Annotated in this window: 11 protein-coding genes; 7 read left to right on the top strand and 4 right to left on the bottom strand. The window is 74.3% G+C overall.

Annotation, left to right across the window (positions count from 1 at the left end; genetic code table 11):
• Nucleotides 1–91 precede the first annotated feature (91 nt).
• The 4 genes from AB0C46_RS29480 to AB0C46_RS29465 form a co-directional block, all read right to left on the bottom strand.
• A complete protein-coding gene (locus tag AB0C46_RS29480) occupies nucleotides 92–1318 on the bottom strand; it encodes a helix-turn-helix transcriptional regulator (protein ID WP_362831509.1) in 1227 nt (408 codons plus the stop codon).
• 2 nt (nucleotides 1319–1320) lie between these two features.
• On the bottom strand, nucleotides 1321–2253 hold the full coding sequence (locus AB0C46_RS29475) for a DUF4097 family beta strand repeat-containing protein (RefSeq protein ID WP_362831508.1): 933 nt from the start codon (nucleotides 2251–2253) through the stop codon (nucleotides 1321–1323).
• A 194-nt stretch (nucleotides 2254–2447) separates the two neighbouring features.
• Nucleotides 2448–2639, bottom strand: a complete 192-nt coding sequence (locus tag AB0C46_RS29470; protein WP_362831507.1) for a hypothetical protein — start codon at nucleotides 2637–2639, stop codon at nucleotides 2448–2450.
• 128 nt (nucleotides 2640–2767) lie between these two features.
• Nucleotides 2768–2950: a DUF6104 family protein gene (locus tag AB0C46_RS29465; protein WP_018087464.1), complete on the bottom strand. Its 183-nt coding sequence runs from the start codon at nucleotides 2948–2950 to the stop codon at nucleotides 2768–2770.
• 153 nt (nucleotides 2951–3103) lie between these two features.
• On the opposite strand from AB0C46_RS29465, the gene AB0C46_RS29460 reads away from it, so the two are divergent.
• The 7 genes from AB0C46_RS29460 to fxsT all read left to right on the top strand — a co-directional run bounded on the left by AB0C46_RS29460 (nucleotide 3104) and on the right by fxsT (nucleotide 15397).
• Nucleotides 3104–3523, top strand: a complete 420-nt coding sequence (locus AB0C46_RS29460) for a CU044_2847 family protein (protein ID WP_362831505.1) — start codon at nucleotides 3104–3106, stop codon at nucleotides 3521–3523.
• Nucleotides 3523–5778 carry a trypsin-like peptidase domain-containing protein gene (locus AB0C46_RS29455; protein WP_362831504.1) on the top strand — a complete coding sequence of 752 codons (2256 nt, stop codon included), beginning with the start codon at nucleotides 3523–3525 and terminating at the stop codon, nucleotides 5776–5778. The genes AB0C46_RS29460 and AB0C46_RS29455 overlap by 1 nt, the downstream gene beginning before the upstream one ends.
• A gap of 347 nt (nucleotides 5779–6125) precedes the next feature.
• Entirely contained in the window at nucleotides 6126–7193 is a 1068-nt protein-coding gene (locus AB0C46_RS29450; protein WP_362831503.1) for a MoxR family ATPase, read from the top strand.
• 5 nt (nucleotides 7194–7198) lie between these two features.
• On the top strand, nucleotides 7199–10588 hold the full coding sequence (locus tag AB0C46_RS29445; protein WP_362831502.1) for an SAV_2336 N-terminal domain-related protein: 3390 nt from the start codon (nucleotides 7199–7201) through the stop codon (nucleotides 10586–10588).
• 104 nt (nucleotides 10589–10692) lie between these two features.
• A complete protein-coding gene (locus AB0C46_RS29440) occupies nucleotides 10693–10911 on the top strand; it encodes a YxD-tail cyclophane-containing RiPP peptide (RefSeq protein ID WP_362831501.1) in 219 nt (72 codons plus the stop codon).
• Nucleotides 10912–11070: 159 nt separating this feature from the next.
• Nucleotides 11071–12252, top strand: a complete 1182-nt coding sequence (locus AB0C46_RS29435) for an FxsB family cyclophane-forming radical SAM/SPASM peptide maturase (protein WP_362831500.1) — start codon at nucleotides 11071–11073, stop codon at nucleotides 12250–12252.
• Nucleotides 12253–12385: 133 nt separating this feature from the next.
• The gene (gene fxsT, locus AB0C46_RS29430; RefSeq protein ID WP_362831498.1) at nucleotides 12386–15397 is read left to right on the top strand and encodes an FxSxx-COOH system tetratricopeptide repeat protein; all 3012 of its coding nucleotides are present in this window, start codon (nucleotides 12386–12388) and stop codon (nucleotides 15395–15397) included.
• Nucleotides 15398–15474 lie beyond the last annotated feature (77 nt).

Here is a 15474-nt window from a genome sequence, read left to right as displayed (position 1 = left end):
GCTGAACGGACGGCCGTGGTGGGGCGGGTGCACCCTGAGGCACCCGCCCCACCGCGGTGGTGTCACGAGCCGTCGGCCCCTCCCCGGCGGCTCAGCCGTCCCGGCCCGTGTCCCGGTCCGTGCGGGACGCATGCTGCTCCGGGTGGCGCAGCAGCGCGCCGATGTGGGCGGCGGCCGTCGACAGCCGGCTGCGGGACTCCTTGAGCTGGGCGGCCGTGACCCCGTGATCGCGCGCCGCGTCCCGCAGATCGTCGCGGAAGCGGTCCAGCAGCCGGTCGAAGTCGCGGGCGGGGTTGTCCCCGACCGGTTCGTTCGCCCACTCCGGCGCCGGCGGGGCCGCGTTCGCCGTGTCCGCCGTGTCCGCCCTGTCCGCCGTGTCCGCCGCGTTCGCCGTGTCCGCAGTGTCCGCCCCGGGGCCCTCCCCGGCCGGATCGACGCGCTCGACCGTCACCCTGGTCCCGTTGTCCGTACCGGCCCGCCCGGCCGCGCCCGGCTCGCCGTCGCTCCGCCGGCCGCCGGACGCACCGCCGGTGAAGCGGCCGACCTCGCGCGACACCTCGGACAGCGCCTCGCGCACCGCGCCCGACCAGTCGCCCGACCGCATCGCCCCCTGGGCCTGCTCCTGAACGCCCTTGAGGACCCGCTGGACCTCCTCGCGTGCGAACACCTGGGCGTCCCTGGCCTGCTTACGGGCCCGCTGGGCCTCCTGCTTGGCGCGCCGGCTCTCCTCCTTGGCCCGGCGGGCCTGCTCCTTCCACTCCTCCTTGGCGCGCCGGAACTCCTCCTTGGCCTGCTGCCAGGACTCCTTGTCGCCGAATGCGCCGTCGAAGTAGTCGGCGGCATCCTGGAACGGCCGCCCGTCGGCGTCGTCTTCGGCGCCCGCGGTCCCGTCGCCGGTCCGACCGGCCTTGCCCGGACCCCGGGCGTCCGCGCGGGCCTGCTGGGCGGCCTCCCGGATCTCGCGGCGCAGATCCCGCGCCGAACCGCTCACGTCCTCCCGGATGTCGGAGGCGAGCGCGGCGACCGACTCCCGGATCTCCAGTTCGAGATCGGCCAACTCGCCGCCACGGTCGGCGAGTTCGGTCCGTCCGGCGTCGGTGAGCGAGTAGACCTTGCGGCCGCCCTCGGTCGTGTGGGTCACCAGGCCCTCGGCCTCCAGCTTGGCCAGCCGGGGGTAGACCGTGCCGGCGGAGGGCGCGTAGAGGCCCTGGAAGCGTTCCTCCAGGAGGCGGATGATCTCGTAGCCGTGCCGCGGGGCCTCGTCCAGCAGCTTGAGGAGGTAGAGGCGGAGGCGGCCATGGGCGAAGACGGGGGGCATGCTCAGAGCACCTTCCTCTCGGTGGACGGGTCGGCCGGGGAGTCCCCCTGCGGGCCGGGGACCGGGCCGGTGCCGGCGTCGCCCGGCCGGTGCCCCTCGTCCTCGAAGGCCGGGCGGCGCAGCAGGGCCAGACCGCCGGAGACGGTGGTGACCTTGAGAGTGCCGGTGCCCGCGCCGAGCGAGCCGGTGATCTTCTTGGCGCCCCACTGGCCGCTGACCCGCAGATCGTCGAAGGCGTTGGAGACCGTGCCGCTCGCGGTGTTGGCCTCCACCTTGGCGTCGGCAGGGTCGGGCAGCCGGATGGCCACCTCCCCGGAGACCGTCGTCAGGGCGATGTCCGCGCCCTGGGCGGGGTCGAGGTCGAGGACCATGTCGCCGCTGACGGAGTCCGCGCGCACCGCCCCGCCCGCCCCGTCAATGACCGTCAGATCCCCGGAGACGGAGTTGAACCGCAGATCGCCGGTGACCGACTGGACCTCGACATTGCCGGAGACGGTGTCGGCCCGCACCCTGCCGGTCAGCCCGACGAGTGTGGCGTCACCGGAGACACCGCGGACGTCCGTACGCCCCGAGATGCCGGAGAGCACCGCGCCGGCGCCGACCACGCCGACCTCGACGCGGGTGGCGGCCGGCACCGTCACCGAGATCACTGCGCTGCGGTTCCATCCCTTGCGGTCCAGGAACTTCAGGAAGCCCTTCCAGGGGAGGTCCTCGTAGGCGATCGAGAGGGTGCCGTCCTCGCACGAGATTGTCAGCGGCGGGCCGTGCAGCTCGCTGATCTCCACGCGGGTCGGGCTGCCGTCCGAGGTGCCGACGACGTTGACGGTGCCGCCGACCACGCGCACGTGCAAGGCATCGAGGGGGTCGGAGATCTCCAGCGTGCGTGGTTCGGCCACCTGTATCGGTTGCTGCGACCACTCGCTCCGGGCTGACATTCCTGGCCTCCCCTGGATAGCCGTACAACGCAACATATCGCGTCTCTTGAGGACACGATATATCGCGGATTGGGGAAGTCAAGCGCGTGGTATCGCGAAGGTCAACTCGCTGAACGGGAAGGCCATTTCGGCCGACCGGGGCCGCAGCTACAAGAAGGCCGCAAAGTACAACCGCTCGGCCCAGGGGAAGATCGTCAACGCCAAGGGGGCGTGCCGGCGCGCGCCACCGGGCGGAGATCCGGCAGGCCCTCGACGGCGCGGGCGAGGGCACCCAGGCCGCCGAGCACCACCACAAGAAGGCGTACATCGAGCGCGATCGCAGGGCCGGGCAGGCGGCCCTCAACGACGAGTACGGCGTGCAGCGCCGCTTGCGCGACGCGCTCCACTACTCCTGGTCTTCCTGGTCTTCCTGATCTCCGGTACCGCCACGACGGTCCGCCGCCCCTCCGGGAGGCGGGCCGTCCGCGCATGACCGGGCACCCGGGAGCCCGGTCCCGGTCCGCTCCTCGGTGGCCTATTCGTCCTCGTCCTCGTCGTCCAGTCGGGCCAGCCAGGTGGCCAGCCGCTCCACCGGTACCTCGAAGTCCGGATTGAGATCGACGAACGTACGCAGCTGGTCGGCCACCCACGCCAGGGTGACCTCCTCCTCGCCGCGCCGGTTCTCCAGCTCCTCGATGCCACGGTCAGTGAAATACACGCGCTCTCCACCAGGGGTCATGGGTCATTCCCAGCCAGGATAGGCAGGCTCACGGACCTCTCGCGCCACAGACGGCCGACGGCTAGCCTGATCACCTGTCAACGGTCCTGCGGCAATTGGGAAATTGCCGCCCACGGGGCGCAGGAGGCCGTGATGCAAGATCGCGCACAGCGCATCGAACTTCCCGACGGTACGGAAGTCTGGGCCCGGGTCTCCCGGCTCGACACCCCGGGGCCCGACGGGACGGACGACGCGGACGGGGAATTCGAGGACGTCGGTGCCTGGGACGCGCTCGGGGCCAGGGTCGAAGGGCTCCGCGAGGTGATCGGCGGGGTCGCCGCCAGCGTCCGGCAGGCCACCGAACGGGTCGCCCCGCACGAGACCAGCGTGACCTTCGGCGTGGAGCTGTCGGCCAAGCCGGGCAAGGCCGTCGCCCTGCTCGCGGACGGCGAGGCGAAGGCCAACCTCGCCGTCACCCTCACCTGGCGGCGCGAGGACGGGACGCCATTACGGGATGAGCCGCCCGGGGTGCGTACGGCCGACCGCCGGGAGCCGGACGATTCGGGCCGCTGATGTCGACCTCCGAAGGCCGGGCCGCCGGCCGCGGTGACCGCGCCCGCTACACACAGCTTCTCGACCACGCCGGACGCACCACCGTCGGACTGTGTGCCGCGCCGGGCAGAGCCGGCGCCAGGCCGTGGGGCAGCGGGGTACTGATCGCCCCGGGATGGGTGCTGACCTGCGCCCATGTGCTCGCGGCGAGCGACGGGCGGCGTCGCGACACGGGCCCGGACGGGATCTTCGGGGTCGCGTTCGGCGGCCGGGTGGTGCCCGCCCGGCTCGCCTACGACCTGAGCCGGCCCGGCCCGGAAGCCGGGCCCGCCGCCGCCCGCGCCGATCTCGCCCTGGTCCGGCTGCTCGACCCGGAGACCGAGCACCCCTGCGCCTGGCTCAGCGATCAGCCGGCGACGCTCCTGGAGGACGCGTACATCTTCCGTGGGCACGACCAGCCGGGCGCGGGCACCGAGGGGGACGGCGGCGCGAGCGGGGGCGCGGCCGCGGGCCACCGGGGGGAACGCGTCGTATGTGACCCGGGTGAGGCGGGTGGCCCGCAGGACGGACGGACCGTGCCCGAGCCGGGCGACGGATCCGGCACCCGGGTGCCGGGGGAGGGGCGCGGCGCTCCCGCCGGTCCGCGCGCTCCCACCACCCCCGTGGACCCGTTCATCGCGGTCCGCTTCGGCGCCCGCGACGCCCGGGGCCTGCAGTTCGGCAGCGATGTCCGGGTCACGCCCGGGGCCTCCGGCGGACCGCTGCTCGACTGTGACCGTGGCGAGGTGGTCGGCATCGTCAAGGGCCGCCACCAGCAGGACCATGTCGGGCTGGCGGTGCCGGTCACCGCGCTGCGCGGACTAGGGCCGGAACACCTGGTCACGGGCGCCGAGAGCCTGGGGCCCGACCCGTACCACGCGCTGATGAGCCTGCACGACCGCTGGCACTGGGCCGGTCAGGAACTCGGCCGCGCCGTCGGGCCCACCTGGTTCGACGCCCAGCACGCGATCATGGCTGGCCGGGGCCGGCTGTGGGGCGTACAGGAGCGGCTGCAGGCGCTGGATCTGCTCGCCCGGCTGCCCGCACCGCGCGATCCGCTGGTCGTGGAGGCCGCGGTCGGCGAGGTGCTGGAGCGCGGCGAGCGGCCCGGAGCCTGGCTGCTGCGTACCTGGCGGGACGGCCACGGCGCCCTCTACCAGGGCAGCGACCCGTACACGGAGCTGCGCGCCTTTGTGCACTATCTGCGGATCGTGGCGCAGCTGACCGCCGACGAGGTGCGCGACACCCCGGGCGAAGAGGCCGCCGGGGTGCGCGGACAGGCCGCCCGTCTCGCGGAGTTCGTGCAGGCCAAGGCGGTGGTGCTGCAACCGCAGGACCGCCGCAGGATAGGCCCGGTACGCCGCCGGCCGCGCTCCGTGCTCGTCGAGTTCGAGCCGCTCTTCTACGACGAGGGCGGGCAGGAGCTGTTCAACTGGTCGGTCAGCGAGGGCTACGGCCAGGGGCAGTGGCTGCGGGTGGACGTCCAGGAGTCGGCCGGCGGGGTGCCGTTCGAGCAGGCGCGGGAGCAGGTGCTGCGGCGGCTCGGCGGGCGGCTGCTGCGGGCCGACGGCGATGCCGGGCCGGGCGCCCGCGTACGCCTGGAGGTCGCCGTCCCCGAAGGCCACTGGGACACCGCCGCCGGCCACTGGGAGGTCGCGGCCTCGCCCCGGCGCACCGCCCGGCTGCGGCCGGTGGGCCCCGGGCGCGCGGTGATCCTGCGCGACCAGGGACGGCGGGAACAGGTCGATCCGGCGTGGCTGCGCCGCTGGCAGGGCCTCGCCGCCGCCCGTGAACTGCATGCCCTGCGCATCCCGCCGCGGCCGGGCGCCGGCGCCCGGCCCGGCTCCGCCGAGGCGGTCTGGCGGCTGCTGGAGACGGCCGCCGAGGGGGCGCTGCCGGCGCTGTGCCACACCGTCGCCGACGGGTTCGGCCGGGACGCGGTCGGGGTCGCCCTGGACACCGGCTTCCCGGCCGGGCTGTGGCCGGCCAACGGGCACGGCGAGGAGCGGGACTGCGATGCCGGCTGCGAGGAGTTCCACCGCGGGGTGCGGGAGCTGCTCCAGGGGTCGGGCGGAGTGGCCCGGCTCCCCGAACTCGTCCGGCAGTTGCGGGCCAAGGCCGCGGAGGCTGCGGAGGAGGGCACGCACTGGGCGCGCGATCTGGTGCTCCTCTACGACGACCCGGAGGACCCGATTCCGCCGCTCTTCACGGACCACCCCCAGGTGTCGCCGCGATGAGCGGTACGGGGCGCCGCCCCCTGATGTTCCGGGCGCCGCGTACGCCCCGTACGCCTCGCACGCGCCCGGTGCCCGGTGCGGCGGCATCCGCCCCTCCTGCGGCAAGTCGTGCCCCGTACCTGGCACTTGGGCGCCGTGGTGCCCGCGGGGGAGACCGGAAACCGCCCCGTGTGCTTCCGTCCGGGTGGGTACTGTCATAGCGTCGTGGAAGACTTGTTCGTGATGACGCGACTGCGTGATTGTGGGTGGCGGACGCGGGGGGAGGCCGGGCGGATGCCGACATCTCCGGCGCGCCGCCATGACCATCGCTCCTGACCGATGCCTGGCCGGCGACGAGGAGTTCCGACGTGAGCGACTGGCTCATCTACCGTGGCGCGGGGGCACCGCACGACGGAATTGAGCATCTTCCGCCGCCACCCCCCTGGCGCGATTTCGACGGCGGCCCCTTCGTGGCGCCGCCGGCCGCCCTCGATCCCTCCTCCGAGCGCAGGCTCGGTGTGCAGCACCGGGAGGCCAGCCACCACCGCCCCGGCGAGACCGAGCGCGAGCTGGTCAACGCCGCCCTCTATCTGCGCCGGCCACTGCTGGTGACCGGCGCACCGGGCAGCGGCAAGAGCACCCTGGCCCATTCGGTCGCCTATGAACTCGGCCTCGGCCGGGTGCTCGGCTGGCCGGTCGTCAGCCGCAGCACACTCCGTGACGGTCTGTACGACTACGACGCCATCGGCCGCCTCCAGGACCTCCAGATCGCCCGCGCCGCCCCGGCCGCCGGGGAGAGCGCGGTCGCGGCCGGCCCGGACCCCGCCGACGAATCCGCCGACGAACCCGGCGGCGGCATCGGCCGCTACATCCGCCTCGGCCCGCTGGGCACGGCCCTGCTGCCGGCCGCCCGCCCCCGGGTGCTGCTCGTCGACGAGCTCGACAAGAGCGATATCGATCTGCCCAACGACCTCCTCAATGTGCTGGAGGAAGGGGAGTTCCGGATTCCGGAGCTGGAGCGGCTGGCCGGATCCGCCCCCGAGGTGGAGGTGCTCAGCGACGACGGCGCACGGGTGACGGTGCGCGACGGCCGGGTGCGCTGCCATGCCTTCCCCTTCATCGTCCTGACCAGCAACGGCGAACGGGACTTCCCGGCGCCCCTGTTGCGCCGCTGTATCCACCTCCATATCCCGGTCCCCGACAAGGAGCGGCTCGCCGCCATGGTGCGGGCGCACTTCGGCGAGGGCGCCGCCGAGCGCTACGAGGCGGTGATCGACCGCTTCCTGGACCGTGAGCCCGGTGATGTCCGCGCCGTCGACCAGCTCTTCAACGCCATCCACCTGACACAGCGCGCGGGCTGGACGGACGAGGACGAGGAGGAGACGCGGCGGCGTCTGACGGCGGAGCTGATGCGGCCCCTTGACCGGACGAGGTGAGTCCGGTGCCCCTCGGGGAGCCCGGCCCAGGCCCCCTCGACGAACTCGTCGCCCGGCTGACCGCGGCGGGGCTGCCGGCCGACGCCCGCGGGATGGCCGATGCCCTCTGGCTCGCCCAGTGGATCACCCCGGGCGAACCGCGGGCCGAGGGTGCCGCGGACGCCGGGCCCACCCGCGCGGACCGTCCGGACCGTACAGATCCGGCCACTTTCCGGGTCGGACCGGCCGTCTCCGCCGACCCCGCGGGCACCGGGGGGACCGCACCGGCCGACGGCACGGCCGGGCCGGCGGACGGAAAGCCCCCGTCGTCCGTGCTCCAGACCGGCGCCCGGCGCCGGGTCGCGGAGCTGCTGCCCACCCATGACCTGGGCGAGACCCCCACGCGTTTTCCCGACCCCGACCGGCAGCGCCTCGGCGAGGTCGCGGTCCCGATCGCCTCCGCGTTCCCCGGACTGCTGCCGCTGCAGCGCGCGCTGCGGCCCATCCAGCGCTACCGCCCGCCGGTCGCCCCGGTCCCCCGCAAGCTGGACGAGCCCGCCACCGCCGAGCTCTCCGCCCATGCCGAAATGATCATCCCGGTGCTGCGCGGGGTGCACCGCCGGGCGGCCGGACTGCGGCTCCTGATGGACGGCTCGTCCTCGATGGCCGTCTGGGAGCAGATGCTGTACGACCTGCGCCAGGTCTGCGAGCGGGTGGGCGCCTTCCGCGATGTCACGGTGCACTACCTCCATCCGCACGGCCCGGACGTGGGGGTCGCCGCGGCCCCCGGCCCCGGCCGCCCGCTGCGCCCCGCCGACCAGCTGCACGACCCGACGGGCCATCACCTCACCCTCGTCGTCAGCGACTGCGCCGGCCCCCTCTGGCGGGACGGCCGGATGCAGCGGCTGCTCTACCGCTGGGCGGCCGACGCCCCGCTCGCCGTCGTCCAGCCGCTGCCGCAGCGGATGTGGGCGCGCACCCTGCTGCCCGCCGTCGCCGGCACCCTGGTCCGCCGCCAGGGCCCCTACCAGGCCCTCGACTTCCGGCCGGCCCGGCGCCGGCGCCGTCCCGCCGGGCTGCCGGGCGCCCCGTCCGAAGCGCCCCGCGAGCGCGCCGTTCCGGTGCTCTCCGCCACCCCCTCCGCCCTCGGCTCCTGGGCCCGGCTGGCCGCCGCCGACGCCGGCCTCTCGCTGCGCGGCGCGGCCTCCGTCGTACGGGCCGACCACGGCACCGAGCATCCGGCGGGACCGCCGCCCGCGTACGGGCCCGCCGCGCCGGCCCGTATGGTCCGCGAGTTCGACCAGCAGGCCTCGCCCGCCGCCCGGCTGCTCGCCGTCCATCTCTCGGCCGTCCCGCTCGCCCTCCCCGTCATCCAGCTCGTCCAGCGCGCGATGCTGCCGCACACCGGCCCGGCCGAGCTGGCGGAGGTGCTGCTCGGCGGACTGGTCACACAACTCCCGCCGGATGAGCGGCCGTCGGGGGAGCAGACCGGGGTGAGCGGCCCCTGGTACGACTTCGCGCCGGGTGTACGTGACGAACTCCTCGCCCGGCTCAGCGCGGGCGAGGCCGCCCTGGTCCTCAAGCACTGCTCGCTCTACGTCGAGCGCACCTTCGGCCGCAGCGCCCGCAACTTCCCGGCCGTCGCGGTCGCCATGCTCTCCGGCAGCGGCCGGGAGCCCGAGACCGGCCAGCGGGCCGTTCCCGAACCCTTCGCCCGGGTCTCGGAACGGGTGCTGCGCCGCTTCGAACCGGCGCTGCGCCCGCCGGCCAGACGGCCGTACGCGTCCGACGGCCCGGCCGCGGAGGGCGCGGCCCTCCTGGAGCGCTATGAACAGGACCGCGCGGTCCGGGATCTGATCGAGGCGGTCCGGCTGCTGCGCGCCGCCACCGAACGCCTGCCGGTGGCCGGTACCGACCTCGCCCGCGCGCTGCTGCACGCCTGGGCGACCTGGCGCCAGCCGGACGCCCTGGAGGAGGCGGAGCGCGCGGCCCGCGCCGCCGAACGGGCCACCGCGGGCGAGCCGGCCGCCGACGACCAGGAGGCCGCCGCGGCGGGCCGGGAGGCCGAGCGCACCCGGGCGCTGATCGTGCTCGGCCGGGTCGGCCACGCCCGCGCCCGCGAACGCCGGGCGGCCGGCACCCCCGCCGAGGAGCGCACCGCGCTCGCCGACGCCGCCCGCCATCTGCACGCCGCCTGCGGGCTGATGAGCCTGCTGGACCCCCGCGTCCTGGAGAGCATGGTGTTACGCACCGAGGTCCTGCGCCGCCTGGCCGCCCTGCCGGCCGTACCGGACACCGACGGAGCGGCCGACCCTGACCCCCTCGACGAGGCCGAACGCTCCCTCACCACCCTCCTCGACCAGTGGCCCAGCGGGGAGCAGGTGCCGGGCGAGGTCTATGCCGCCCGCGGCGGCGTCCTGCTCGACCAGGCCCGCCGGGCCGCCCGCGACGACACCGCAGGGCCGCGCCCCGCCGAGGCGCTCGCCGTACGCGCCGCCGACGATCTCGACACCGCCGCCGTGCTGCTGCGCCGCCGCGGCGGCACGGCCGACCGGCTGGTCTGCGAGACCCTGCTCGACCTCGCGGCGGCCCGCCAGCTCAACGGCGGCGCGGACCTGCCGTCCGTGCTGCCCACCCTCGAACGCGCCCGTGTGCTGGCCCATGAACTCGACGACCGGGCCCTGGAAGCGGACAGCCTGCACCGTACGGCCGCCGCCCAGCGCGCCGTACACACGCGCACCGGTGCCCTGCCCGCGCTCGACGCTGCCATCGCCGCGCTGGCCGCCGCCCTCCGGCTGACCACCCCCGATTCGCCCGAGCACAGCTCGCTGCTCGCCGAGCGCGGTGCGGCACTGCTGCTGCGCGCCCGGCTGGAGCCGGCCGAGGGGCCGGGCAAGCGGCTGGCCAACGAGGCGGTGCATGTGCTGCGCGAGGCGCTGGGCCGGGTCGCGCCGCAGGACCCCGACCTGGGCAACCACCGTCTGCTCTTCGGCCGCGCCCTGCGACTGCGCTACGAACGCCAGCCCTCGCTCGCCGATCTGCACGAGGCCGACTGGATCCTGGAGCTGGCCGCCCGCGGCGCGGACGTACCGGACGCGGTGTCGGCCGAGGCCTGGCTCGAAGTGGGCGATGTCCAGCTGCTGCTGGACCGCCGCTTCGACTCCCGGGAGCGCCACGACCGGGCCGCCGCCTGCTACCGCCGGGCCGCCGCGGCCGCCCGGCGGGCCGACAGCGCCCTGCCGGCAGCCCGCGCCCACCACCGCCGCGGCGAGGTCCTGGAGGTCACCGCCGGCCCCCGCTCCGCGCTGCACGCCTACCGCGAGAGCTGGGAGCAGTGGCAGCGGGCCGGCGAGGACACCGGCCCCGAGGCCCAGCGCACCCGCGCCCGTATGCGCGCCCTCGAATCCACCGCCTGACCGCCCCGAGCACCCGTCCGGCTGCCTGGCCGTCCGCAGCGGGACGTGTTTCTGTGGACGGCAGTTCGGGAACACCCCCGTCCAGCCGGCCAGAGGAGAGCAGCGTGGCGACTACCCCCCGCACCGAACCGGCTGCGGCCGCCCCTTCGGGGCCGTCGGCCGAGCGGCTGCCGGATTTTGCCGGGGTCGACGTGGGCGTTCTGGCGGCACGGACGGAGCATGCGGTGCTGGGAGAGGTCGCGGCGCTGCTGCTGCGCAACTGGCCGTCGGCGGAGGACGCCGTCGCGTACTACGAGGACGGTCCGGAGAAGGTCTTGCACTGACTGTCGAGAACGGTGGTTTTTGGGCAAACGTGCAAGGGAACCGGCCAGTTGCTGGGGGAATTTGGTTCTTCGCCCGAGGGCGGAGCCATGTACCAGACAACGGGCGGAAGTTGGCGAGCCCGTACCTCGACGCAGGAAGACGAGAGCAGGGGGCGACCCGTGGCGGGGGAGAAGACCGGCCCGACCGCTGTCGTGCCCTTCCGGCAATTCGTGCTCAAGGTCCACAGCCGCTGCAACCTCGCCTGCACCTACTGCTACATCTACGCCGGGCCCGACCGCAGCTGGCGCGAGCGCCCGCCGACGGTCCCGGCCGCCACCATGCGGCAGACCGCCCTGCGCATCGCCGAACACGCCCGCACCCACCGGCTGCGCGAGGTCCGTATCGATCTGCACGGCGGCGAGCCGCTGCTCACCGGCCCCGGACCGCTGCTCGAACAGGCCGCCGCGGTCCGTGCCGCACTGCCCGCCGGCTGCACCGCCGAATTCGGGGTGCAGACCAACGGGACGCTCCTCACCGGGGACATGATCGACACCCTGGGTGCCGCGGGGTTCCGGCTCGGCCTCAGCCTCGACGGCGGCACCCCCGGCCTCAACCGCCGCCGTGTCGACCACGCCGGGCGGCCCTCCTGGCCCGCGGTCTCCCGCGCCGTACGCCTCCTCCATGACCGGCCCGAGGTGTTCGCCGGCATCCTGTGCACCATCGACATCACCGCCGGCCCGGCCGAGGTCTACGACTCGCTGCGCGTCCTGGACCCCCCGATGGTCGACTTCCTCCTCCCGCACGCCAACTGGTCCAGCCCTCCCCCGGCTACTGCGGGGAGGGGCCCCCGGCCCGCCCCCCTCGGACCGGCCGGCCGCAGCCCGTACGGCGACTGGCTGTGCACCGTCTTCGACCAGTGGTGGGACGGCGGCCCCGGCCCCCGGGTGCGGGTGTTCACCGAAATCCTCGGCCTCCTCCTGGGCCGCCCCAGCTCCAGCGAGGCGGTCGGGCTCTCCCCGGTCGTCGCCCTGGTCGTCGACACCGATGGCGCCATCGAACAGGTCGACTCGCTCAAATCCACCTACGAGGGCGCCGCCGCCACCGGCCTCGACGTCTTCCACCACACCTTCGACGACGCCCTGGCGCACCCCGGCATGGCCGCCCGCCGCAGCGGCCGGGACGGCCTCGGCGCCCAGTGCCGCAGCTGCGCCCTGGTGGAGGTGTGCGGCGGCGGCAATTACGCACACCGCTATCGCGCGGACACCGGCGGATTCACCAATCCGTCCGTCTACTGCGCCGACCTGGAACGCCTGATCCGGCATATCGCGGCCCGTCTGGACGCCACGGTCGCCCTCAACTGACGTGCCGCCGAGATGACCTGACGCACTGTCGTCATATGGAGGGACACTTGGGCTATCGTGCCAAAGAGCCAGGGCGTGCCTGATGAGACAGCCTCTGCACGCGCGCACCATCGCATCTCAGGGAGACGGTCGCATGGTCGATCAGGCCCACTTTTCCGGTCCCAGTGGCTCCAACGAACACATCACCATCAGCTATGCCGGCTTCACCCGGCCCTGGGCCGCCTGGATCTCCCATCAGCTGGAGCAGCAGGGCCACGGCACGACCATGCTGCGCTGGGACCCCCAGGTGGACACCGGGCTGGTGGAGGAGCTGTCGGGCCTGCTGGAGGCCGAGGGCCGGCTGCTGATGGTGCTGGACGACTGGTATTTCCGGCTGGGACCCAAGACACAGGAGGAGTGGACGGCCGCGCTGCGGGAGGTGGTGTCCGCGCACGCCGACCGGTTCGCCGCGGTGAGCGTGGCCACCCAGAGCCTGCCCGCCACGGCATCCCTGCTGCGCCCCGCCGACCTGCGCGATCTGGACGCACAGGAGGCCAACCGCCGGGTACTGCAACGGCTCGGCATCGGGGGACCGGGCCGCGCCGTGGACGAGGACGCGCCCGGCGCGCCCCGCTTCCCGAACAACCCGCCCGAGGTGTGGAACATCCCGCGCCGCAACAACCGCTTCACCGGCCGCGACAACGTCCTCGAAGAGCTGCACGGCAAGCTGGCCGGCTCCGGTGCGGGCGCGGGCCCGCCGCTGGAGACCCGGATCGCGCTGTACGGCACCTCCGGCGTCGGCAAGAGCCAGATCGCCGCCGAATACGCCCATCGCTTCGGCAACGACTACGACGTGGTGTGGTGGATCAGCGCCACCAACCGCGGCGCCGCCCGCGAACAGCTCGCCGAACTCGCCACCCGGCTCGGCCTCCCCGTGGGCCGGGAGCTGGGCGACCGCATCCGCGCCGTCCACGAAGCGCTCCGCGTCGGCCGCCCCTACCGCCGCTGGCTGCTGATCTTCGACAGCGCCGACGACATGGAACAGATCGAGGACCTGGTCCCCGACGGCCGCGGCCATGTCCTGATCACCACCCTCACCCGGGACTGGTCGGGCTCCGGCAGCGCCCAGGAGATCGAGGTGCTGCCCTTCAACCGCATCGAGAGCGTCGCCTATGCGCGGCGGCGCGCCCCACGGCTGACACCGATGGAAGCCGATCTGCTCTCCGACGCGGTCCAGGACCTGCCGCTGCTGCTCGCCCAGACCGCCGCATGGCTCGACGCCAACCCGATGTCCCCCAAGGAGTACATCGAACTGATCCGCCGCGGCGAGCCCAGTCTCGTCGGCATCCGGATCTCCTCCGACTACCCCATGGCCTTCCAGACGAGCTGGGCCATAACTCTCAACACGCTGCGCGAACGCAGCCCGGCCGCGGTCGAACTCCTCAAACTGTTCGCGTTCTTCGCCCCGGACACCATCCCCGTCCCGATGCTCGCCAAGGCCCGCCGCGGCGACCTGCCCGAGCACCTCGCCGATCTGGCCGCCGAGCCGATCAGCTGGAACACCGCGCTGCGCCGGCTGACCGAGTCCACCGCCGTCCGCCTCGACTACCAGATCTCCGACGACTCCGACCCGGCCGTGGACACCGCGCTGATGCACCGGCTCTACCACCGGTTCCTGCGCAGCGACATGACCGAGGACGAGCGCGATCTGATGTCGGCGTGTGCCTGCCGGGTGCTGGTCACCGCCGACCCGCAGAACCCCGCCGACACCCGCTACTGGGAGCGCTACGCCGCGCTCATCCCGCATCTGGAGCCGGCCGGGGTCCTCGACAGCCCCGAGCCCGCGGTCCAGCAGCTGCTGCTCAACTGCGTGGAATATCTGCGGGTCCGCGGCGAATACCGCATGGGCCTGCGGCTGTGCGAACAGTTCATGTCCCGCTGGCGCACCCGCCTCGCGGCCACCCAGCGCACCATGCTCGTCCTCACCCACCAGCACGCCAATATGCTGCGCCGGCTCGGCCGCTACCGCGAGGCCGAGGCGGTCGGCAGCGCCGTCGTCGACCAGCTCACCACCGAGCGGGCCCCCTCCGACGCCGATCTGCTGCGGGCACAGGACGGACTGGCCGGCACCCTGATCGCACTGGGCTCCTACGGGCAGGCCCACGAGCTCTTCGACGCCGTCTGGCGCGCCTACACCGAGCTGCTCGGCCCGGAGGCACCCCGCACCCTCTCCTCGCGGCACAACCTCGGCAATGTCCTGGCGCTGCTCGGCCGGTACGAAGAAGCGCTGGTCACCCATCGCGAGGTGCTGGCCTTCCGGGAGCGCGAGCTGCGCGCCCGCCACCACCTCACGCTCAACGCGGGCACCGCCTACGCGCGCACCCTGCGCCTGCTCGGCCGCTACCGCGACGCCACCTCCAGCCAGGAGCTCAACGCCCGGCTGCATCTGCAGGTGATGGGCCCGCACACCCCGCAGACCCTGCGCGCCGAGCACAACCTCGCGCTGTGTCTGCGCCGTTCCGGCGAGGTCACCCGCGCCGCCACCCTGCTGGCCGATCTCGTCGAGCGCTCCCGCCGGGTGCAGGGGCCGCGCCACCCCGAGACGCTGATGGTGCGCGCGGACCACGCCACCTTCCTGCGGGAGCACGGCGATCTCGGGCACGCCCGCGACCTGGCGGAGGAGGTCGCCGAGCGCTATCGCGCCCTGGCCGGCGAGCGCCACCCGTACACCGTCGGCACCCTGGGGAACGTCGGGCTGGTCCGCGGGGAGTTCGGGGACCCGGCGGATGCGCTGGACATCGCCGAACGTGCGCTGAGCGGGATGACCGAGGCGATGGGCCCCGGCCATCCCTGGACGCTGGGCTGCGCACTGAACGCCGCCGCCGCCCGCAACCGGGTGGACGACGAGGACGGCGCGGTGGAGCTGGGCCGCGTCACCCTGGAGCGGGCCAAGGTGACGCTGGGCGACACCCATCCGCTGACCCTCTCCGCGAAGACGGCACTGTCCGAGGACCTGCGGGCGCTCCGCCGCGGCCAGGAGGCGGCGAAGCTCGAACAGGAGGCGATCCAGCAGCTCTCCGAGACCCTGGGCGCCGAGCACCCGCACACCCTGTCCGCCCGGCGCCGCCGGCGTCCGTACTGGGACTTCGAACCGCAGCCCGTCTAGCGAGCCGAGGCGCCCCACGTACGCGGAAGGGCCCGCCCCACCGGGGACGGGCCCTTCCGCTGTCTGCCTGCCGGTCG

Origin of the sequence: Streptomyces sp. NPDC048637, assembly GCF_040650675.1 — a bacterium.
Lineage (GTDB): Bacteria > Actinomycetota > Actinomycetes > Streptomycetales > Streptomycetaceae > Streptomyces.
This window is presented reverse-complemented; position numbering and strand designations above follow the sequence as displayed.